Origin of the sequence: Plantibacter lichenum (assembly GCF_050587525.1) — a bacterium.
Classification (GTDB): Bacteria; Actinomycetota; Actinomycetes; order Actinomycetales; family Microbacteriaceae; genus Plantibacter.
The window spans coordinates 208,255-228,578 of sequence record NZ_JBOBFT010000008.1 but is presented as its reverse complement, the minus strand read 5'-3'; the positions used below and the strand labels follow the sequence as shown (position 1 = coordinate 228,578).

The 20,324-nt window shown below is 67.2% G+C and carries 22 protein-coding genes and 1 tRNA gene; 5 read left to right on the top strand and 18 right to left on the bottom strand.

Annotated elements, in window-relative coordinates:
* Positions 1-6 precede the first annotated feature (6 nt).
* The 4 genes from rpmF to ACQ3HB_RS13110 form a co-directional block, all read right to left on the bottom strand.
* Entirely contained in the window at positions 7-216 is a 210-nt protein-coding gene (rpmF, locus tag ACQ3HB_RS13125) for a 50S ribosomal protein L32 (RefSeq protein WP_056006932.1), read from the bottom strand.
* A 3-nt stretch (positions 217-219) separates the two neighbouring features.
* The gene (locus ACQ3HB_RS13120; RefSeq protein WP_430920513.1) at positions 220-714 is read right to left on the bottom strand and encodes a YceD family protein; all 495 of its coding nucleotides are present in this window, start codon (positions 712-714) and stop codon (positions 220-222) included.
* Between the two features lie 109 nt (positions 715-823).
* On the bottom strand, positions 824-1,309 hold the full coding sequence (gene coaD / locus ACQ3HB_RS13115; protein ID WP_430920502.1) for a pantetheine-phosphate adenylyltransferase: 486 nt from the start codon (positions 1,307-1,309) through the stop codon (positions 824-826).
* Positions 1,310-1,359: 50 nt separating this feature from the next.
* Positions 1,360-3,528, bottom strand: a complete 2,169-nt coding sequence (locus ACQ3HB_RS13110) for an ATP-dependent DNA helicase RecG (protein WP_430920501.1) — start codon at positions 3,526-3,528, stop codon at positions 1,360-1,362.
* Positions 3,529-3,621: 93 nt separating this feature from the next.
* On the opposite strand from ACQ3HB_RS13110, the gene rsmD reads away from it, so the two are divergent.
* Entirely contained in the window at positions 3,622-4,194 is a 573-nt protein-coding gene (rsmD, locus tag ACQ3HB_RS13105) for a 16S rRNA (guanine(966)-N(2))-methyltransferase RsmD (RefSeq protein ID WP_430920500.1), read from the top strand.
* Positions 4,195-4,234: 40 nt separating this feature from the next.
* Here rsmD and thiL read toward each other — a convergent pair whose 3' ends face one another.
* Entirely contained in the window at positions 4,235-5,233 is a 999-nt protein-coding gene (gene thiL, locus ACQ3HB_RS13100; RefSeq protein ID WP_430920499.1) for a thiamine-phosphate kinase, read from the bottom strand.
* A 25-nt stretch (positions 5,234-5,258) separates the two neighbouring features.
* Between thiL and ACQ3HB_RS13095 the strand changes: the two genes are divergently transcribed.
* Entirely contained in the window at positions 5,259-5,762 is a 504-nt protein-coding gene (locus tag ACQ3HB_RS13095) for a DUF3515 family protein (protein WP_430920498.1), read from the top strand.
* Between the two features lie 91 nt (positions 5,763-5,853).
* Here the strand turns inward: ACQ3HB_RS13095 and ACQ3HB_RS13090 are convergent, their stop codons facing one another.
* The 7 genes from ACQ3HB_RS13090 to ACQ3HB_RS13060 form a co-directional block, all read right to left on the bottom strand.
* Positions 5,854-6,945: a D-alanine--D-alanine ligase family protein gene (locus ACQ3HB_RS13090; protein WP_430920497.1), complete on the bottom strand. Its 1,092-nt coding sequence runs from the start codon at positions 6,943-6,945 to the stop codon at positions 5,854-5,856.
* Complete coding sequence (locus ACQ3HB_RS13085; RefSeq protein ID WP_430920496.1) at positions 6,848-7,984, bottom strand: NAD(P)H-dependent glycerol-3-phosphate dehydrogenase; 1,137 nt, start codon at positions 7,982-7,984, stop codon at positions 6,848-6,850. Before ACQ3HB_RS13085 ends, ACQ3HB_RS13090 begins: the two co-directional genes overlap by 98 nt.
* Complete coding sequence (locus tag ACQ3HB_RS13080; protein WP_430920495.1) at positions 7,974-8,780, bottom strand: lysophospholipid acyltransferase family protein; 807 nt, start codon at positions 8,778-8,780, stop codon at positions 7,974-7,976. The genes ACQ3HB_RS13085 and ACQ3HB_RS13080 overlap by 11 nt, the downstream gene beginning before the upstream one ends.
* Positions 8,781-8,782: 2 nt before the next feature.
* Positions 8,783-10,153: a UDP-N-acetylglucosamine 1-carboxyvinyltransferase gene (gene murA / locus ACQ3HB_RS13075; protein WP_430920494.1), complete on the bottom strand. Its 1,371-nt coding sequence runs from the start codon at positions 10,151-10,153 to the stop codon at positions 8,783-8,785.
* A 19-nt stretch (positions 10,154-10,172) separates the two neighbouring features.
* Entirely contained in the window at positions 10,173-10,769 is a 597-nt protein-coding gene (gene leuD / locus ACQ3HB_RS13070) for a 3-isopropylmalate dehydratase small subunit (protein WP_430920493.1), read from the bottom strand.
* Complete coding sequence (gene leuC, locus ACQ3HB_RS13065; protein WP_430920492.1) at positions 10,769-12,271, bottom strand: 3-isopropylmalate dehydratase large subunit; 1,503 nt, start codon at positions 12,269-12,271, stop codon at positions 10,769-10,771. The genes leuD and leuC overlap by 1 nt, the downstream gene beginning before the upstream one ends.
* A gap of 130 nt (positions 12,272-12,401) precedes the next feature.
* Positions 12,402-13,400, bottom strand: coding sequence for a TerC family protein (locus ACQ3HB_RS13060; protein ID WP_430920491.1), 999 nt, complete (start codon positions 13,398-13,400; stop codon positions 12,402-12,404).
* A gap of 236 nt (positions 13,401-13,636) precedes the next feature.
* Between ACQ3HB_RS13060 and ACQ3HB_RS13055 the strand changes: the two genes are divergently transcribed.
* The gene (locus tag ACQ3HB_RS13055; RefSeq protein ID WP_430920490.1) at positions 13,637-14,320 is read left to right on the top strand and encodes a TIGR00645 family protein; all 684 of its coding nucleotides are present in this window, start codon (positions 13,637-13,639) and stop codon (positions 14,318-14,320) included.
* A gap of 84 nt (positions 14,321-14,404) precedes the next feature.
* Here ACQ3HB_RS13055 and ACQ3HB_RS13050 read toward each other — a convergent pair whose 3' ends face one another.
* The 5 genes from ACQ3HB_RS13050 to ACQ3HB_RS13030 form a co-directional block, all read right to left on the bottom strand.
* Positions 14,405-14,968 carry a DUF4333 domain-containing protein gene (locus ACQ3HB_RS13050; protein WP_430920489.1) on the bottom strand — a complete coding sequence of 188 codons (564 nt, stop codon included), beginning with the start codon at positions 14,966-14,968 and terminating at the stop codon, positions 14,405-14,407.
* Positions 14,965-15,876, bottom strand: a complete 912-nt coding sequence (locus tag ACQ3HB_RS13045; RefSeq protein WP_430920488.1) for a hypothetical protein — start codon at positions 15,874-15,876, stop codon at positions 14,965-14,967. The genes ACQ3HB_RS13050 and ACQ3HB_RS13045 overlap by 4 nt, the downstream gene beginning before the upstream one ends.
* Complete coding sequence (locus ACQ3HB_RS13040; RefSeq protein ID WP_430920487.1) at positions 15,876-16,928, bottom strand: trypsin-like serine peptidase; 1,053 nt, start codon at positions 16,926-16,928, stop codon at positions 15,876-15,878. The genes ACQ3HB_RS13045 and ACQ3HB_RS13040 overlap by 1 nt, the downstream gene beginning before the upstream one ends.
* 179 nt (positions 16,929-17,107) lie before the next feature.
* Positions 17,108-17,180, bottom strand: a tRNA-Glu gene (locus tag ACQ3HB_RS13035).
* A gap of 74 nt (positions 17,181-17,254) precedes the next feature.
* Complete coding sequence (locus ACQ3HB_RS13030) at positions 17,255-18,157, bottom strand: diacylglycerol kinase family protein (protein ID WP_430920486.1); 903 nt, start codon at positions 18,155-18,157, stop codon at positions 17,255-17,257.
* Positions 18,158-18,242: 85 nt separating this feature from the next.
* Between ACQ3HB_RS13030 and ACQ3HB_RS13025 the strand changes: the two genes are divergently transcribed.
* Entirely contained in the window at positions 18,243-18,881 is a 639-nt protein-coding gene (locus ACQ3HB_RS13025; protein WP_430920485.1) for an MBL fold metallo-hydrolase, read from the top strand.
* A gap of 243 nt (positions 18,882-19,124) precedes the next feature.
* Positions 19,125-19,328: a cold-shock protein gene (locus tag ACQ3HB_RS13020; RefSeq protein ID WP_430920484.1), complete on the top strand. Its 204-nt coding sequence runs from the start codon at positions 19,125-19,127 to the stop codon at positions 19,326-19,328.
* A 139-nt stretch (positions 19,329-19,467) separates the two neighbouring features.
* Here the strand turns inward: ACQ3HB_RS13020 and ACQ3HB_RS13015 are convergent, their stop codons facing one another.
* The gene (locus ACQ3HB_RS13015) at positions 19,468-20,169 is read right to left on the bottom strand and encodes an SOS response-associated peptidase (RefSeq protein ID WP_430920483.1); all 702 of its coding nucleotides are present in this window, start codon (positions 20,167-20,169) and stop codon (positions 19,468-19,470) included.
* Between the last annotated feature and the right edge of the window lie 155 nt (positions 20,170-20,324).

Here is a 20,324-nt window from a genome sequence, read left to right as displayed (position 1 = left end):
ATGAGATCAAACGTCGGCGACCTTGCGGCCCTTGTACTCCAGGTACAGGGCGGTGCCCTGAGAGTCCTCGACGACCTTGGCGCGGTGCGGCAGGCTGTAGGTGACACGGCCGTTCTCAACGGTCTTCACGAGCGTGGGGACGGCGGCCTTCCACTGCGAGCGACGCGAGCGGGTGTTCGAGCGCGAGACCTTCCGCTTCGGAGGGTTTCCAGCCATGGCTTATCTCTCTTCTATGTCTGCAGCACTGGAGTCGCCAGCGCTGGGGTCTGTGGAAAAGCTCGAGAGCGCAGCCCAACGAGGGTCTGTTTCTGCTCGAGGATTTTCTTCCGGAATTTCGGCCAGTCGCTCCCCGGTCTCTGGGTCGAGTCCGGGGCAATCCGGCTGGCACACCGGCTGAAACGGCAATGCGAGTACAACCGCATCTCTGACCAGAGATTCAAGATCCACGTGGTCATCGTGAACCTCGAAGTCAGACGCTTCCTGACCAGGATACGCGAAAAGCTCCTGAAACTCGACTTCGACAGGCAGAGCGATCTCGCGGAGGCATCGACCGCACTCTCCGACGGCCGTTGCATCGACCTCGCCGGTGACGAGGATGCCCTCGTGGACCGACTCGAAACGGACGTGCTCCGAGATGGTCGATCCCTCGGTGACGGCCACCAGGCCCTCACCCATCCGCTCGGTCAGGACGATTTCGTAGTCGTGCTCACGCATCTCACCCGGGCGGTTCACCAGGTCGCGCACATTGACGCTGTACGGGGACGTTGACGTTCTCTTCCTACTCACGATCGACGATTCTACGCGTCACGCGCTGGGAAGGCGCTCAACCGGTCTGCAGGAAGGTCGCGACGACGGGCGGGACGTACGGACTCACGTCGCCGCCGAGCCCTGCGACCTGTCGAACGAGCGAACTGGACACGTGCGCGTGTGCGGGGTCGGGCAGCAGGAAGACCGTCTCCACGCCTGCGAGACTGCGGTTCATGATCGCCATGGGCGTCTCGTAGGCGACGTCCACCTGGGAGCGGATGCCCTTCACGAGGACGCTCGCGCCGACATCGGTGCAGTAATCGACGAGGAGGCCGACGTTCCACTGGGCCACGACGATGTTGTCGTGCGGGAACCCGGCCTCGGCGATCGAACGCTCGAGCAGGCTCACCCGCTGCGGCATGGGCAGGAGCGCCGTTTTGCCCGGATTGTGCACGACGAGCACGTGGAGTTCGTCGAAGATGCGCGCCGCGCGTTCGATCACATCCAGATGGCCGAGCGTGACGGGGTCGAACGAGCCGGGGACGACGGCGATCCTCTTCATGCGTTCCAGCCTAGCCGGAGCACTGCGGCCGCCGGCTGAGGATCCGCCCGTCAGTTCTTGCTCAGCGCCGCGCGTTCGGCCTCGTCGAGTCGGCGCTGCAGCGCGTCGGCGATGACGGGGTGGTCCGTGAGGTCGGGGTCGATCTGGAGGATTCCGGCGGCGTCGGTGCGGGCGTCGGCGATGAGGTCGCCGTCGAACGCGACACGGAGGATCTTGAGGGAGGATCGCCCGCCCGACTGCGCGGTGCCGAGGACGTTGCCCTCCCGACGCAGTTCGAGGTCGACCTGCGCGAGGTCGAAGCCGTCGAGCGTGTCGGCGACGGCCTCGACGCGTTCCCGGGCGATCGTCTCCGGCTCTGCCGCCGTGACGAGGAGGCAGAGCCCGGGGACGCCGCCTCGACCGACGCGGCCGCGCAGCTGGTGGAGCTGCGAGACGCCGAAACGGTCGGCGTCGAGGACGACCATGGTGGAGGCGTTGGGCACGTCCACGCCGACTTCGATGACGGTCGTCGCCACGAGCACGTCGATGTCCCCCGACGCGAACGCGAGCATCGTGTGCTCCTTCTCCTCGGACGTCATCCGACCGTGCAGCGCTTCGATCCGGACGTCTCGGAACGCGGGCAGGTTGCGGAGCCCCTGAAGGGTGGCCGCGACCGAGGCGATGGGCCGCGCGGGATCGGCGTCCTCCTCGAGGTCCTCCCCCTGCTCGACCTCCTTCGCGTCGATCGACGGGCACACGACGAACGCCTGCCTACCGAGCGCGAGCTCCTCGGACATGCGCTCCCAGACCCGGCCGATCCAGCCGGGGTGGTCCGTGAGCGGCACGACGAAGGACTCGATGCCCTGCCGCCCCTTCGGGAGTTCGCGGATGGTGCTGACGTCGAGGTCGCCGAACACCGTCATCGCGACCGTGCGCGGGATGGGGGTGGCCGTCAGGACGAGCACGTGCGGGGGCGTCCGGCCCTTGCGGCGCAAGACGTCCCGTTGCTCGACGCCGAAGCGGTGCTGCTCGTCCACGACGACGAGACCGAGATCGTAGAAGTTCACGGCGTCGCCGAGGAGGGCGTGCGTTCCGACGACGATCCTCGCCTGGCCGGAGACGATGCGCAGGAGCGCCTTCTTGCGCTCCGCGGCGCCCACCTGCCCTGTGAGCAGCGTCGGCATGAGTTCCGCGGAGAGGTCCGGCCCCAGGGCTTTCACGATCGACCGCAGGTGTTGCGCGGCCAAGACCTCGGTGGGTGCGAGCAGCGCGGACTGGCCGCCGCTGTCCGCGACCGTGGCCATCGCCCTGAGCGCGACGAGCGTCTTCCCCGAACCGACCTCGCCCTGGACGAGACGGTTCATGGGTTCTGGAGATCCGATGTCGTGCGCGATCTCCGCGCCCACCGTCTGCTGGTCGCCCGTGAGGGTGAACGGGAGTGCAGCGTCGATTCGCGAGAGATAGCCGCCCTCCGAGGGCAGCCGCGGGTCCGCGAGGAGAGCACGGGAGCTCGCCCGCTGCTGGAGCAGCGCCGTCTGCATGAGGAACGCCTCCTGATAGCGGAGGGCGCGCCTCGCCTGCTGCCAGTCGCGGTCCTGCTGCGGTTCGTGGACGGCGCGGATCGCGTCGTCGAAGGACATCTCACCGCGAGCAGCCCTGACCTCGTACGGGACGGGATCCTCGAGCTTGGGGAGCGCGCCCAGGACGAGCGCGACCGATTTCTGGATCTGCCAGCTCGCGATCGTGTTGCTCGCCGGGTAGATGGGGATGGGCGCTTCAGCCCAGCGCTTTGCCTCCGCCGTCGCGAGTGCCGGTGCGTCCGCCGCGTCCGGGAAGAGCTCGTAGTCGGGGTGGGCGAGCTGGTAGCTGCCCCGGTAGTCGCCGACCTTGCCCGCGAAGATGCCGCGGAGACCTGGTTTGAGGTCCTTCGCCCGCCACGCCTGGTTGAAGAAGGTGAGGGACAACCGCCCCTGCCCGTCCGAGATGATGACCTCGAGGATCGAGCCGCGCCTGGCCTTCATGGAGCGTTCGCGCACCTCGAGGACGTCTGCCACGATCGTGACGTTCTCCCCGAGCGGCAGCGTGCCGAGCGCCGTGAGCTCACCCCGCCTCGCGTACCTGCGCGGGTAGTGCTCGAGGAGCTCGCCCACCGTCTCGATGCCGAAGGCGCGCTGCAGGACGGTTGCCGTCCGGCCGCCGAGGACGCCGCCGAGCTTGGCGCTCAGTGAGGTCTCGGTCATGCCCCGAGTCTATTCGCGCCCACCGACACGGCATCGCCCCTGTGCACAGCCCGCCGTGTGGCGAAGCGATCCGCGGACTGCGAAGATGGACGGATGGCCGGAATCAGGATCATCTCGGGGTACGCCGGCTCGCTCACGATCCGTGTGCCGGGCTCTGGCACGCGACCCACGAGCGATCGCGTGCGCGAAGCGCTCTTCTCAGCACTCGAAGCGCGCGATGCGATGTACGGAGCAGAAGTGCTCGACCTCTACGCGGGCTCCGGTTCGCTCGGGCTGGAGGCGGCCAGCCGCGGCGCCGTCGCCGTGACGCTCGTCGACCGCTCCCCCGAAGCCGCCAAGGTGTGCCGCGGGAACGCGAAGATCGTGTCGGCCGCAGCCCCGAAGAGCGCGGCGCCTCGCGTCACGGTACACGCACAGGCCGTCGGCGCATTCCTCGCGAACGCGACCGTGCCGTACGACCTCGTGTTCGTGGATCCGCCCTACGACCTGCCCGAGGCGGAACTCACGGCCAACCTCGCGGCGCTCGGCCCCCTCATCGCACCGGACGGCCTGCTGCTCGTCGAGCGCAGTTCGCGCTCACCGGAACCCGTGATCCCGCCCGAATTGGAGCTGCTCCGCAAGAGCACCTACGGCGAGACGCTCGTGTGGTGGGTGCAGCCCGCCTGAGGCGAGGGGAACCGCGCGACCGGCGCGGCCCGGCTCAGCGCTAGCCCGACTGGTCGTTCCAGTCGCGGTAGGGGTCCCATCCCCCAGCGCCCGTGTACGGAACTCCGTCGACCCGGATGCCAGAGCCCTCGACGACTGCGCCGATGCGACGGAACGCCTCCGGGAGTGGCACGCCTGCCGGGAACGTCGCGAGCAGGGAGTGGTCCTCGCCGCCGGAGAGGGCGATGGCGGGATCGTCGCCGAGCGCCGCTGCTTCGAGTTCCAGCCCGACGCCGCTCGCGGACGCGAGCCTGCCCGCGTCGAGGGCGAGGCCGTCCGACAGATCGAGCATCGCCGTCGCACCGCCGAGGGACGCATCGACTCCGGCGCGGATGGGCGGCGAGGGCGCGAGCTGCGCGAGCACGACGCCCTCCCGCGTCTCCCGGAGCACGGTGGCACGTTCCGACGACGGCGCGCCCGTCTCGTCGACGGCTTCCGCGAAGAGCAGGCGCAGGCCGCCAGCAGCCGCGCCGAGGGCTCCAGCGACCGCCAGGACGTCGCCAGGACGCGCGCCGGACCGCAGCACGGGGGCTCGGCCGTCGAGATCGCCGAACGCCGTCACCGCGATCATGAAGGTGTCGGACACTGCGAGGTCCCCGCCGACGACGCCGCACCCGTCCGTGAGCGCCTCGCACGCGTCACGAAGACCGTCGGCGAATCCCTCGAGGACCGAGACCGGCAGCCACTTCGGCATCGCGAGCGCCACGACCAGAGCAGTCGGCCGGGCTCCCATCGCGGCGACGTCGGCGAGGTTGCTCGCCGCAGCCTTCCAGCCGAGGTCGTGGGCAGTCGACCAGGCGAGCCGGAAATCCGGTCCGTGGATCATCGTGTCCGTCGTGACGACGAGGCGGCCGTCCGGCACGGAGACGACTGCGGCGTCGTCTCCCGGGCCGAGCAGTTCACCCGACGCGTGCGGGAGCCTCGGGAAGATGCGTCCCAAGAGCTCCGCTTCCGCCAATTCGCCCACCGTCAGCGCGGTCTCGTTCACAGCCTCCGTCATACGATCAACGGTAGCCTGAAAGGTGATGTCAACGAATCGCCTCCTCGCCGCCGCTGTCGCCACGTCCGCAGTCGCCGTGAGCCTGCTCCTCACCGGTTGCGCTCCCATCGTGGCCCTCCAGCCGGCCGCGGACGCCAACAACCCCAAGTGCGCCGAAGTGAGCGTACGGCTGCCCGACGTCGTGGCGGAACTGCCCGAACGACAGACCGATGCGCAGGCGACGGGCGCGTGGGGCGAACCGTCCGCGATCCTGCTCCACTGCGGTGTCACGATCCCGGGCCCCACCACCCAGCAGTGCCAGACCGTGAACGGCGTCGACTGGATCATCGATGACAGCGAGAAGCCGCAGTACCGCTTCACGACCTACGGCCGCACGCCGGCCGTGGAGATCGTCCTCGACTCCAAGAAGGTCGCCAGCAGCACCGTGCTCGCCGACCTCGGACCGGCCGTCTCCGTCCTGCCCATCACGGGCAAGTGCACGGGTGCGGGCGATGTGCCAGAGCCGGCGCCCATCCCCACCGAGGGCTGAGCGGCACCGGTCCCTGAGCTTGTCGAAGGGCGCACTTCGACAGGCTCAGTGACCGGGCGCACTTCGACGAGCTCAGCGACCGGGGTGCCGATCAGCTCCGGGCGCGCGCGACCTCGATGAGCTCGGTGATGAGCTCTGGGTAGCTGAGGCCGGAGGCGATCCAGCAGCTCGGGAACATCGAGATCGGGGTGAAGCCCGGCATCGTGTTCACCTCGTTGACGACGAACCCGTCGGCCGTGAGGAAGAAGTCGACGCGCGCAAGACTCGAGCAGCCGAGCGCTTCGAACGCGCGGCGCGACAGGTCCTGCATCTCCGCCAGTTGCGTCGGCGTGAGGTCCGCTGGGCACACGAGGTCGATGCCGGGTGCGTCGAGGTACTTCGCGTCGAAATCGTAGAACTCACGACCGCTGACGATGACCTCACCGGCCACGGAGGTTCGGGTCGGCTCGCCCTGGAGCGATTCGAGCACGGCGAGTTCGACCTCGCGGCCCACGAGCCCCGTCTCGACGAGGACGGTCGAGTCCTCCGCCAAAGCCAGTTCCGCGGCTGCGGCGAACTCCTCGACGCTCGAGATCTTGCTCACACCGACGCTCGAACCGGCGCGCGCCGGCTTCACGAACGCCGGCAGGCCGAGTCCCTCGATCGACGCGAGCACGGATGCGGGGTCGCTCGCCCACTCGTAGGCGGTGAAGCGCACCCACGGAGCGACGGCGATGCCGGCGGCCTGCAGGACGGTCTTCGTGAAGTGCTTGTCCATGCCGAGCGAGGACGCGAGGACGCCGGATCCGACGAACGGGAGGTCGACGAGGTCGAGCATGCCCTGCACGGTGCCGTCTTCACCGAACCGCCCGTGGAGGATCGGGAACACGATGTCGACGGGTCCGAGCGGGTGCTCGTCGCCGGCCGCATCGACGACGCTCAGCAGTCGACTGCCCGCACGTTCCGGCCAGCGGACCCGCGGACGATTCGGCTCGACTTCGGGCAGCTTCGAGGGATCGAGGCGGAAACGCTCGGGGTCGTCGACCTCGAGCACGTACTCGCCGGCGTGGGTGATCCCGACCGGGATGACCTCGTAGCGTTCGCGGTCAATCGCCGCGAGAACTCCGCCCGCCGTCGCGCAACTGATGGAATGCTCGCTTGATCGTCCCCCAAACAGCACCACCACTACGGTCTTGTCCGTCATCGTTCGTCCTCTCCCCCTGGGGTTCGTCGTCGTCGGTCGTCAGGTGCGGCGCGATGTCCTTGGGATCGAGCGTGCCGTCGAGGACCTGTTTCACCTGTTCGACGATCGGCATGGAGACACCCTTGGCTTGCGCCAGGTCGAGCACGGGGGCAACCGAGGCGAGCCCTTCCGCGGTCTGCTGCATCTGCTTGACGACGTCGTCGAATTTGTAGCCCTGGCCGAGCAGGCGCCCGGCCGTGTTGTTCCGAGAGAGCGGCGACTGGCAGGTCGCGATGAGGTCGCCGAGACCCGCGAGCCCGGAGAGCGTCTCCGCCTTGGCCCCGTGCGCGACGGCGAAGTCGGTCATCTCGACGAGCCCCCGTGTGATGATCGACGCTTTCGTGTTCTCGCCGTACCCGACGCCGTCGACGATGCCGATGGCGACCGCGATGAGGTTCTTCAGGACGCCGCCGAACTCGGTCCCGATCACGTCGGTGTTCACGAAGCTGCGGAAGTACCGGTTCCTGGCGAGGAGCGCGACGGCCTGAGCGGTCTCGAGGCTCTCCGAGGAGATGACGGCCGCGGTCGGCTGTTCACGGGCGATCTCCAGGGCCAGGTTCGGACCGGAGGCGACGGCGATGCGCGCGGGGTCGATGTCGAGCGTCTCGCGAATGACCTCGCTCATGCGTGACCCGCTCCGACGCTCGACGCCCTTCATGAGAGAGACGACGATCGTGTCCGGTCCGAGGTGCGGACGGACCGCGATGAGGTTGTCGCGCAACGACTGGCTGGGTACGGACACGAAGACCACCGACGCGTCGCGGAGCGCGTCGACGAGACTCGCCGTCGCGGTCATCCGGAGCGGGAGGTTGATGCCGGGCAGGTAGTCGCTGTTGCGCTTGGCTTCGGCGATCTCCCTGGCGACCTCGGGGCGGCGCGCCCACATCGTGACGTCGGCTCCGCCATCGGCGAGGATCTTCCCGAACGTCGTGCCCCAGCTGCCCGCGCCGAGGACGGCGACCTTGGGTGCGCTGATCGGTGCGTTCGTCCTACGACTCAAAGCGGCCCGTCTCCTTCTGGTCGTGCTTCGTCGGATCCCAACGTTCCCGAGGAGCCGGTTCTCCGCGGAGTTCCTCGCACAGGACCGTGATGGCCTGCATGACCACTTCCGTGGCCTCGTTCAGCGTTTTCGAGTCTAGCGGCCGACCCTCGAAGGCCGAGAGGTCGACGGCTTCACCGATCGCGACCTCCACACGCTTCCTCGGGAAGAGGCTGAGCTTGCCGTAGCGGGGCATGACCTGCTGCGTGCCCCAGTGCGCGGCCGGGATGATCGGCAGCTTGTGGGTCAACGCGATGCGCACGGCGCCGGTCTTGCCGCGCATGGGCCACAGATCGGGATCGCGGGTCAGCGACCCCTCCGGGTACACCACGACGCCCTGGCCGTGCTCGACGAGCTGCGCCGCGGCCGACACGGGGTCATGACCGCGCGTGGAGCCCTGACGCTCGACCGGGATCTGCCCGGCCCGCTTGAGGAGCCACCCGACCACGGGGATCTTGAAGAGGCTCGCCTTGGCCATGAACCGCGGCTGGCGTCCGAGCTTCCAGACGGCCACACCCATCACGAGCGGGTCGAACTCGCTGTCGTGATTGGGCGCGAGGATGAACGGTCCCGACATCGGCAGACGTTCACCGTGACGGATCCGCAGCTTGACGATCGCGCTGAACGGCGGCAGGGCGATGGACGCGAGGACCCAGTAGATCGACGGACGTGTCTTCTCCGGACTCGACGTCGGCCGAGGGGCCGAGCCGCGTCCGGAGAGCTCGTGCGATGCTCCGTCCGGTGCGCTCTCGACCACCGCTACTCGGCTTCGAGGACGAAGTCGGCGCCCAGCTGTTGCAGCTTGGTGATGAAGTTCTCGTAGCCGCGGCTGATGATGCCGACATTGCTGACCGTTGACTTCCCCTCGGCCGTCAGTGCGGCGATGAGATGGCTGAACCCGCCGCGGAGGTCCGGGACCTCGATGTCGGCGCCGTGGAGCGGGGTCGGGCCGTTGATGACCGCCGCCTGCTCGAGGTTCCGACGCGGGACACGGCGAGGCGTGCCCTGGAGACCGTTCGGGTGCACGACGATGTTCGCGCCCATGGAGTTGAGCGCGTCGGTGAAGCCGAACCGGTTCTCGTACACGGTCTCGTGGACGATCGACTCGCCCTTCGCCTGCGTGAGCGCGACGATGAGCGGCTGCTGCCAGTCCGTCATGAAGCCGGGGTGCACGTCGGTCTCGATGACGACGGGCTTCAGTTCGCCCTTGCGGTAGAAGCGGATGCCGTCATCGGCGATGTCGAAGCCGCCACCGGCCTTCCGGAAGATGTTCAGGAACGTCATCATGTCCTGCTGCTTCGCGCCGCCGACGAAGACGTCGCCGTCGGTCGCGAGTGCCGCGGAGGCCCAGCTGGCGGCCTCGTTGCGGTCGCAGATGGCCGTGTGATCGTAGCCGTCGAGGCGGTCGACGCCCTCGATGACGATGACCCGGTTGGGCTCGTAGGAGATGATCGCGCCCATCTTCTGCAGCACGGCGATCAGGTCCATGATCTCGGGCTCGATGGCGGCGTTCTTCAGCTCCGTGGTGCCCTTGGCGCGGACGGCCGTGAGCAGGACCTGCTCGGTGGCGCCGACGCTCGGGTACGGGAGGTGCACGGTCGTGCCGTGGAGGCCGTTGGGAGCGGAGAGACGGATGCCCTGCGGCAGCTTCTCGACGACGGCACCGAACTTGCGGAGTGCGTCGAGGTGGAAGTCGATGGGCCGGTCGCCGATGCGGCAGCCGCCGAGGTCGGGGATGAACGCTGCACCCAGGCGGTGCAGGAGCGGCCCGCAGAACAGGATCGGGATGCGCGAGAAGCCCGCGTGCGCGTCGATCTCCTCCATGTGCGCCGACTCGACGTTGCTCGGGTCGAGGCGCAGCTCGTTGGGGTTGTCGCCCTCGGAGACATCGACGCCGTGGATCTCGAGGAGTGAGCGGACGACCCGGACATCGCTGATGTTCGGGACGTTCCGGAGCACGCTCGCGCTCTCGCCGAGGAGGGAGGCGACCATGGCCTTGGTCACCAGGTTCTTGGCACCCTTGACCTCGATCCGACCGGACAGCGGGATGCCGCCGTTGATCGTGATGCGGTCGACGTCGAGGCCGACTTGTGAGCCGGCGGCGTGTGACGCCTGGACGAGAGAATTCAAATCAGTACCTACAGTCCTGTTACTTGACGGGGATCGTGCGGGGCAGCCAGCTCGGCCGCCTCGCCTCGAATTCGGAGATCTGCTCCTCGCTGCGGAGCGTCAGGCCGATGTCGTCGAGGCCCTCGATGAGCCGCCAACGAGTGTAGTCGTCGACGTCGAATGAAACCGTGAGATCGCCGATGGTGACGGTCCGCGCGACGAGGTCGACGACGGTTTCCACACCCGGCTGTGCTTCCAACGCCTGCCAGAGCAGCTCAAGATCTGCCTCGGTCACTTGGGCGGCGAGGAGTCCCTGCTTGCCCGAGTTGCCGCGGAAGATGTCGCCGAAGCGGGAGCTGATGACGACCTTGAATCCATAGTCGCGGAGCGCCCAGACCGCGTGCTCGCGGCTGGAACCGGTGCCGAAGTCGTGGCCGGCGACGAGCACGCTGACGCCCTGGTACGGCTCCTGGTTCAGGATGAACTCGGGGTCCTGGCGCCACGCGGCGAACAGGGCGTCCTCGAAGCCCGTCTTGGTGACGCGCTTGAGGTAGACGGCCGGGATGATCTGGTCGGTGTCGACGTTGGAGCGGCGCAGCGGAGCTGCGATGCCGGTCACGGTGGTGAACTTGTCCATCAGGCGCTCACCCCTTCCTTGGCGTCGTGGGTGATGCCCCGGCCGGCATCGTCCGCCAGGTCGGCGGGGCTGGAGAGCGTTCCGCGGATGGCCGTTGCAGCGGCGACGAGCGGCGAGACGAGGTGCGTCCGTCCGCCCTTGCCCTGCCGCCCCTCGAAGTTGCGGTTGGACGTGGACGCACAACGCTCCCCCGGGGCCAACTGGTCCGGGTTCATGCCGAGGCACATGGAGCAGCCGGCGAAGCGCCATTCCGCGCCGAACGCCGTGATGATCTTGTCGAGGCCCTCTGCCTCGGCCTCGAGCCGGACGCGAGCAGAGCCTGGGACGACCATGACGCGGACGCCGTCGGCCTTCTGCTTGCCCTCGACGACCGAGGCGAACGCCCGGAGGTCCTCGATGCGGCTGTTGGTGCATGATCCCATGAAGACGGCGTCGACGTGGATGTCCTTCATCGGCGTGCCCGCCTGGATGTCCATGTACTCCAGCGCACGCTCGGCGGCCGCGCGGTCGTTGGGGTCGGCCATCGAGGCCGGGTCCGGCACGGAGTCGTTGAGCGAGACGCCCTGACCGGGGTTCGTGCCCCACGTGACGAAGGGCTCGAGTTCGTTCGCGTCGAGGAAGATCTCGGCGTCGAAGACGGCGCCCTCATCGGTCGGCAGGGTGTTCCAGTACTCGACCGCGGCGTCCCAATCGGCGCCCTGCGGAGCATGTGGACGGCCTTCGAGGTAGTCATAGGTGGTCTGGTCCGGCGCGACCATGCCAGCGCGTGCGCCGGCCTCGATCGACATGTTGCAGATTGTCATTCGACCCTCCATGGAGAGGGCGCGGATGGCGGAGCCGCGGTACTCGAGCACGTAGCCCTGCCCGCCGCCCGTGCCGATCTTGGCGATGACCGCGAGGATGATGTCCTTCGCCGTGACACCGGGGCGCAGCGTTCCTTCGACCGTGATCGCCATCGTCTTGAACGGCTTCAGCGGCAGCGTCTGGGTGGCCATGACGTGCTCCACCTCGCTCGTGCCGATGCCGAACGCCATGGCGCCGAACGCGCCGTGCGTGGAGGTGTGCGAGTCGCCGCAGACGACCGTGATGCCCGGCATCGTCAGCCCCAACTGCGGACCGACCACGTGCACGATGCCCTGCTCGATGTCGCCCAGCGAGTGGATGCGGACACCGAACTCCTCCGCGTTCTTGCGGAGCGTATCGATCTGCGTGCGACTCGTGAGGTCGGCGATCGGCTTGTCGATGGCGAGCGTCGGCGTGTTGTGGTCCTCCGTGGCGATCGTCAGATCGAGACGGCGGAGACCCCGATCGGCCAGGCGCAGACCGTCGAACGCCTGAGGACTCGTGACCTCGTGCAGGAGGTGCAGGTCGATGTAGATGAGGTCCGGCGAACCGTCTTCACCCTTGACCACGAGGTGGTCGTCCCAGACCTTCTCGGCCAGGGTGCGGGGGTGTTCGGTCAGCGTGTACGGGCTCGACCCGTTGGACTGTTCCTGTTGCATGGTCGTGAGATTCCTTCAAACGATGAGTGGTCAGGCATCGGCAACCTCCGCGACGAGTGCAGCCTGTGGACTAGGCCTCGTCGCGGCAGCGAAGGAGAAGCAGACCGGACAACAACATCGGACCAGAGTATCACTCCCCCGAGGCGGTGACTTTCTTCGCATCGCGCGAGGACTTGATGAGGCTCGCGACCGTGGCGATGACCATCGCGCCGATGATGACGGCGAGCGAGGTCCAGGTGTTGATCTCAGGCGCCCAGTCGATGTGCTTCCCGCCGTTGATGAAGGGCAGCTCGTTGACGTGCATCGCGTGGAGGAAGAGCTTCACGCCGATGAACCCGAGGATGAACGCGATGCCGTACTTGAGGTAGACGAGGCGGTCCAGGAGGCCGCCCAGCAGGAAGTACAGCTGGCGAAGACCCATGAGCGCGAAGAGGTTCGCGGTGAAGACGATGAACGGGCTCTGGGTGATGCCGAAGATGGCCGGGATCGAGTCGATCGCGAAGATGAGGTCCGTGGTGCCGATCGCGATGAACACGACGACCATGGGCGTCCAGAACTTCTTACCGTCCACGACGACCCGGACCTTGGAGCCGTGGAAGTCGGGGGTCAGGGCGATGCGCTTGCGGAGGAACGTGACGAGCTTCGTCTCGCCGTCCTCGGCGTCCTCGTTGTGGCCGAACGCCTGCTTCCACGCGGTGTAGAGGAGGAAGAGTCCGAAGATGTAGAAGATGAAGGAGAACGCCTCGATGAACGCGGCGCCGGCGATGATGAAGATCGCGCGCAGCACGAGTGCCACGATGATGCCCACCATGAGGACTTCCTGCTGGTACTTCCGCGGAACGGAGAAGCGGCTCATGATGATCACGAACACGAACAGGTTGTCGATCGACAGGCTGTACTCGGTGAGCCAGCCGGCGAGGAACTGTCCCGACCATTCACCGCCCGCGAAGATCAGCAGGAGCAGCGCGAAGACGAGCGCGAGGCCGACGTATAAGACGACCCAGAGGGTGGACTCCTTGGTGGAGGGGATGTGGGGCCGCTTGTAGACGATCAGCAGGTCTGCCACGAGGATGAGCACGAGCACCACGAGGGAGCCGATTTCAAACCAGACGGGGAGTTCGAGTTCCATGGGAACCTTTCGCATTGGGGTACGTCGAATACTCGAACGTCTCTCCCGCGACTCTGCAGTCGCCACCGTGCCCGGAATCCCGTCATCGCGATCCGTCCTGACGGACACGGCGAATTGGGATACTCCCCTTCGCTCCGGCAATCCTACAGGGTGAGGCGTCCGCGATCGCACACCTCCGGGCGCACGTCCATCCGCACGTCGCCGAACCCCCAGGATCAGCCCCCTAAAATACCGACGTGACCCAGACGCCAGAAGACGCCGTGAGTACGCGCATCCCCCCGACCACCGCCCAGAACCAGTCCTCCCCGAAGACGTTCCCTCCCCAGAAACCATGGCTGACGAGCGTCGGCTACCTCATCTTCCTCAGCCGTTGGCTGCAGGCCCCGCTCTACCTCGGGCTCATCATCGCCCAACTCATCTACGTCGTCGTGTTCATGATCGAGCTCTGGCACCTCGCCGAGAACGTCTTGTTCCATGCGGCCGAGATCAACGAGGCCGACATCATGCTCGCCGTCCTCGGCCTCATCGACGTCGTGATGATCGCGAACCTCCTCATCATGGTGATCATCGGCGGCTACGAGACCTTCGTCTCGCGCATCAAGGTCGACGGCCACCCGGATCAGCCGGAATGGCTCTCGCACGTCAACGCGAACGTCCTCAAGGTCAAGCTCGCGATGGCGATCATCGGCATCTCCTCGATCCACCTGCTCAAGACCTTCATCGAGATCGGCGGCATGTCCGACGGCGGCGTCGTCGTCGACGGCGGCGAGGCTCGCTACACGCCGACCGGCGTCATGTGGCAGGTCATCATCCACTGCGTGTTCATCTTCTCCGCGCTCGCCCTCGCTGCGATCGACCGCATGTCGTACCACAAGCCGACTCCTGGTGAACTGCACGACGGCGAGCCCGTCACGCATTGACCGACGCACACCTGACCGACCAGACGGAACGACGGAGCCCGATGCCTGTGCGGCATCGGGCTCCGTCGTTCGCGGCGCGGCGCGCTACTTCTTCTTCGGTGCGTCGATGCCGACCCGGTACTGCCCGGCGTCGTTCAGGACCTCGACGCTCACGGGGTAGGTGGTCTTGTTGTAGCTGAACGTGCACTCGAACGCGGTCCCGGCCGCGACCGGCTGCCCGGATGGGCAGGAGACGGCATCGGCGTCGGTCAGGCCGAAGTCGGCCTGCAACACCTTCGCGACGCCGCGCTGCAGTGCACCCTGGTCGAGCGTCGGCGTGAAGAGCTTCCCCACCGAGAGCAGCGTCACGGGGACGACGATGATCGCCGCGGCGACGGCGCCGATGAGGATGCCGAGCCACAGACGGTTGCCGGAGCCGCTGCGTTTCTCCTTCGGCGGCTGCACCGGTGCCGCGTGCTGCTGCCACCCACCCTGCCGCTGATCCCACTGCTGCTGATCCCACTGCTGGCTCTGCTGCGGTTGGGATGGTTGCGGCTGGTACTGGCCGTACGGAGGCTGCGCCGGCTGCTGGCTCTGCTGGGGCTGCGGCGGGAAGTACGGCTGGGACGGCTGCTGCTGCGGGTACGGCTGCTGCGGATCGTTCGTCATGTCCTCAACTCCTGGATCTTGTCCCAGAACGCCTGTTCGTCGGCCTGCGGGATGACGGTCACATCGAATGCGGACGGCCTCGTCGGGAGGTCCTCGAGCGTGGCGGGTCCGGTGACCTCGAAGCCCGTCTGCAGTTGCAGCGGCTTCGAACCGTCCACCTTGCCGCTCAGCTCCGCCTTCTGGAGGCCGCCGTCCGCGTTCTGGAAGATGGTGACGGGCAACAGCGTCTCGAGTTCCTCAGCGGTGAACGCCGTCGCGGCGTCCTCCGGCAGGCCGAACGACGGGCCGAGGTCGACGACGCTCTGGAGGCTCGCACTCGTGGTGATCTGCGAGGAGCCGTCGCTGCGTGTGGAGACGACGACGTTCACCCGCGAGCCGACGTCGGAGGCGAGCGTCGCCTCCACGGCCGCGTAGATCGTGCACGCGGTCGAGATCCCCGGGTACGCGCACGCCGGACCGAGCGTGTCTGCGGCGTCGTCCTCCTGCACGTACCGCGTCGGGACGGCCACCCATTCCGTCGGCGCGAGCTCCTTGAGGTCACCGCCGAGGAGCAGGTAGTCCACGCCGGTGCCGCCCACGTGGTAGACGTCGATCGTGTTGCCGTCCGAGGATCCCTTGTCCTGGCTGAACGCGCTCGTCGGATCGCCGAACAGGATGACGGCGTTGTTGACGTGCGTCTCCTCGTCGCCGAACACGACGTGGAGGTACTCGGCGCCCTTCACCTCCGGCGCCTGGCCGATGTGCTCCGACAGGAGGTCGAACTGCTGGTCCGCGAGATCCTGCATGTAGCGCTGCTGCTTGACCGCATCGGGGAACGCGACGCCGGGGACCGAGCATCCGGCGAGCGCGACGGCCGCGAGCACGGCGAGCGCCGCCATCGACGCCCTGGAGCTTCGCGCGCGGCGCATCAGCTGCCCTCCGCCACAGCGTCGTTGTAGAGCGCATACGCCTTCTGTCCGAGGACGGGTCCTTCGAGCCAGGTGCCGTCTCCTCGCGAGGTCACGGAGGTCACGTAGCCGGCGCCCGTGGCCGGATCGAGCCTCGTGAGCCACCCGCCGCCCGAGCTGCCGGGCGTCATGAGGCAGTCGACGCGGTAGCCCGCGTACCCCTTGGTGTAGTCGCGGCTGGCGCAGTACCGTTCGGTGGTTCCGTCGAACGGTGCCGCTGACGGATAGCCGATGATCGTCAGTCCTTCGACGGTCGCACCGAAGGCGATGCCCTGCCCGCCCGTGACCTCCTGGATCTTCTTGCCGTCGTTCGGGGCGAGGCGGATGAGCGCGAAGTCGTAGGCCCAGCCGTTGCCGCTCGTCGCGCCGCTCGCATCGGAGTTCGCCGTGCTCGTGAACTCCTCCGGCACGTAGGTGCTCGCTCCCACCCACTGGCCATAGGGCTGGTTCTGCCCGTTCGCCGAGTCGGAGGGGATGAAGACGATGTTCTCGGCGAGCTTCTTGCCGAAGGTGTCCCAGACGCAGTGCCCCGCGGTCAGGACGAGGTCCAGGGAGGGCGAGTTCACGACACTGCCGGAGCACACGTAGGTCTGACCCGCGTTGGAGAAGTAGAGGCGCCCCTGCGTCGCGGCGACGAGTCCCGTCGCGGTGAACGGGTCACCGGCCGCCGTGGGGGTGATGGCGTTCACGTCGACAGCGGGGACGACGCCCGTCGTCGGGTGCACGACGACACCCGTCGCCTGATCGCCGGTCAGGGTGTCCTCGCCCGGCTTCAGCGTGGGGGCCTTCGCTCCCCCGAACTTGTCGTCCGTCCAGTAGTCGTTGACCTCCTGCGGCGTCGCATCGAAGTCCTTGCGAAGCGAGTCGTCCTTGCTCGAGTTCACATCGACGATGGGCGCCTTCCCACCCGCGACGGCCTCACCGGTCACCGGGATGGAACAGCCCGCGAAGAGCGGCGCCACGACGCACAGCGCCGTGAGGTACACGATCCCCCGAGTGCGTGTCAGCTTCACACGGGCCAAGGTAGCAGACCGGGAGTCGACTGCCCGGCGGGTCGACGTGGTCGGATCGCCTTCGTGATCCGCTCGGCCGGACTGCTCATCCGAGTCTCGTCGGGCGCGTGCTTCCTGGCATGAAAAAACCGCCCCGCCGCGCTGGAAGACCAGTGCGACGAAGCGGTTTTTGTGTGTTGTGACCCCAACGGGATTTGAACCCGTGCTGCCGCCGTGAGAGGGCGGTGTCCTAGGCCGCTAAACGATGGGGCCTCGTAAACAACTAGATGAGTATGTCACACGGATCAAGCACGTTCCAAATCGAGCGCGGCATCGGCGTGGCGCGATCACTGGAAGACCCGCAACTCCCCCGGAATCACGTCGATCTGGACGGGGAGCGACCCCACTCGTTCACCGTCCGCGTACGCCACCACTCCATCGGTCTCCACGCGCACGGATCGGACCCTTCTGAGGGTCACGACGTCGAGCCCCACGTGCGTCCCCGAGAACACCTTCGGGAACAGACGGAGGAAGCGGATGCGAGAGAGCGGGGCCACGATGAAGAGGTCGAGGAGACCGTCGTCGAGGACGGCATCGGGAGCGACGAGCATCCCACCGCCGAGCGAGGTGTTGTTTGCCACGGAGATGAGCACGGCGTCTACGGTCTCCTCGACCCCGTCGACGACGAGGCGGTACCGGTGCGGACGCAGCGTGAGCAGTTCGCGGAGCAACGCGATCGTGTACCTGCTCTTGCCCTTCGGCCGACGCATGAGGTTCGCCCGCTCGTTCACGATGGCGTCGAAGCCGGCGGACAGCACGCCCGCGAACCACGTGGTCCCGCTCGCGTGGACGACCCGACCCGCGTCGATCGTCCGCGGCTCACGGCGCAAGGACTCGACGAGTCGCACGATCGCCGCCTCCGGATCGTCCAGCGGGATCCCGAGCCCCCTGGCGATGTCGTTCCCCGTCCCGGAGGGGACGACACCGAACGGCAGGCCCGTGCCGTGGACGGCCTCGACGGCGAGACTCACCATCCCGTCGCCACCCACGACCACCAGCCCGTCGAGGCCGTCCGCGATCGCACCGTCAACCGCCGTCCGCAACGCCCCGACGTCAGAGGCCAGGAGCTGGACGACCTCGAAGCCCTCAGCACGGAGGACCTCGACGACGCGCGGACCGACGGCACTCGTCGCCCCGAAGGACGCGACCGGATTGATGGCCACGCCGATGCGTGGAGAGTGGTCATTCACACGCCGATTCTGGCAGGACCTCGGCGATTTCCCAGGCTGGACGAGCGCGCTTGCTCCGGATCACCGAAAGGTATTCACTCGAATCATGAAGCTCACGAAACTCGAACACGCCGCACTCGTCCTCGAAGACTCCGGAAAGAAGCTCTACATCGATCCGGGTTCGTTCACGACGGCGATCACCGACGGCTCGCAGGCGGTGGCGATCGTCATCACCCACGAACACGCCGACCACTGGACCCCGGAGCAGCTCGAGCGCATCCTCGACAAGAGCCCCGGCACCCCCATCTACGGACCGGCGGGCGTCGCTGCAGCGGCCAGCGGATTCCCCGTCAAGGTCGTCACGGCCGGCGACACGGTCACGGCCGGCCCGTTCACACTCCGCTTCTTCGGCGAGAAGCACGCCGTCATCCACTCCTCCATCCCCGTGGTGGACAACATCGGCGTCCTCGTGAACGACGAGCTGTACTACGCGGGCGACTCCTTCACCATTCCCGAAGGCGTCGACGTCGATCTCCTCGCCGTGCCGGCCGGCGCGCCGTGGCTGAAGATCAGCGAGACGATCGATTACGTGCTCGCCGTGAAGCCGAAACGGTCCTTCCCGACGCACGAGATGGTGCTCTCCACGGCGGGCAAAACGATGTCGAACGGCCGCATCCAGTGGGCCACGGAGCAGGGCGGCGGCGAGTTCTTCCCCCTCGCCCCGTACGACTCTCTCGACGTCTGATTCACCTGCACGCGCACGCGCTCGCGAGGGCGACTGAATGTTCTTCGACAGTTTGTTACCAGTTTGAGTCCCAATTTGCTTCGACATGGGCTAGCGTTGGAGTCAGAGTTGTTGTGTTGCGCAGGTATTTCAAGCAGTTTCCCTACCGAACGGGTAGCCGCTTTTCTGAGGAGCGAACAAAGAACACCGCGACGAACGTTCCCGAAAGTCGGGAGCGGTCACTCATGAAAAGGAAAAAGTTACATGGCTACTGGAACTGTCAAATGGTTCAACGCTGAAAAGGGCTTCGGCTTCATCACCCCCGACGACGGCAGCGCAGATGTCTTCGCTCACTTCTCGGCCATCGCATCGAGCGGCTACCGCTCGCTCGACGAGAACCAGAAGGTCAGCTTCGAGACCACCCAGGGCCCCAAGGGCCTGCAGGCTGAGAACATCCAGCCGCTCTAACCCTTGAGCCTCTGGCCTTCGGGCCTCGTGGTCTCATGACGCATCGGGCCGGTTGATCCAGCCCCTGCCTCACACGAAAAGCCCCGGACTTCGGTCCGGGGCTTTTCTGCGTCTTCTGGCGGACCGCGCCGCGATCAGGTCAGCGAGTGACGGGCTGGATGAGCCCGGGCCCGTCGTCCCTCAGCGGAGCGACCTCGTGGAACACGAGTTCTTCGACCATCTCCGTGGAAGCGTCCACGGCGGCATCGACGAAGGACTGGTCGCCCTCCTCGTTCGGGTCGAGCCAGGCGTCCCAGAACTCCGAGGACAGCATCACCGGCGTGCGCGGGTGGATGCCGGCCAGCTCGCCCACGGCGTCGCGCGTGAGGATGGTGGCGCTCAGCACCCAGCGCCCGGGGGCGCCCGGCGGCACCGCCTCGTTCTTCCACCAGGAGTAGAGGCCTGCGAACGCGATGGGGGCGCCGTTTCCCGCGTGGACGTAGTACGGCGTCTTTTCCGTGCCGACCGTATGCCACTCGTAGTACCCGGCAGCGGGGATGATGGCTCGCCGCGAGATGACCGACTCCGCGAACGCCGCCTTGGCGGCCACATCCTCCGACCGCGCGTTGAAGGTGGGGAACTTGCCCGTGAGCTCCTTCGCGAACGACGGCACGAGCGACCACCTGGCCGATTCGAGCCGGCGAACGGTCGGTTCCGATTTGACGGACTCGAGGATGACGGGGATCTGATCCGTGGGCTTGACGTTGTAGGAGGGTTGCGGCAGATGCTCGCTCGCCAGATCGATGTCGAAGAGCTCGATGAGATCTCGGGAGGATTCCGTCACCACAAAACGTCCGCACATGTGGCCAGCGTACCGTCGGCCCCCGACATCACCGCGCAGCTCTCCACAGGCCTCCACGGGTGTCGGAGGTGGATGCGACACTCGGGACGGCCGCGGACAGCCCTGTCCGAAGCGGTCGGGATCTCCAATTGACATCCTCGAACATATGTTCGAAT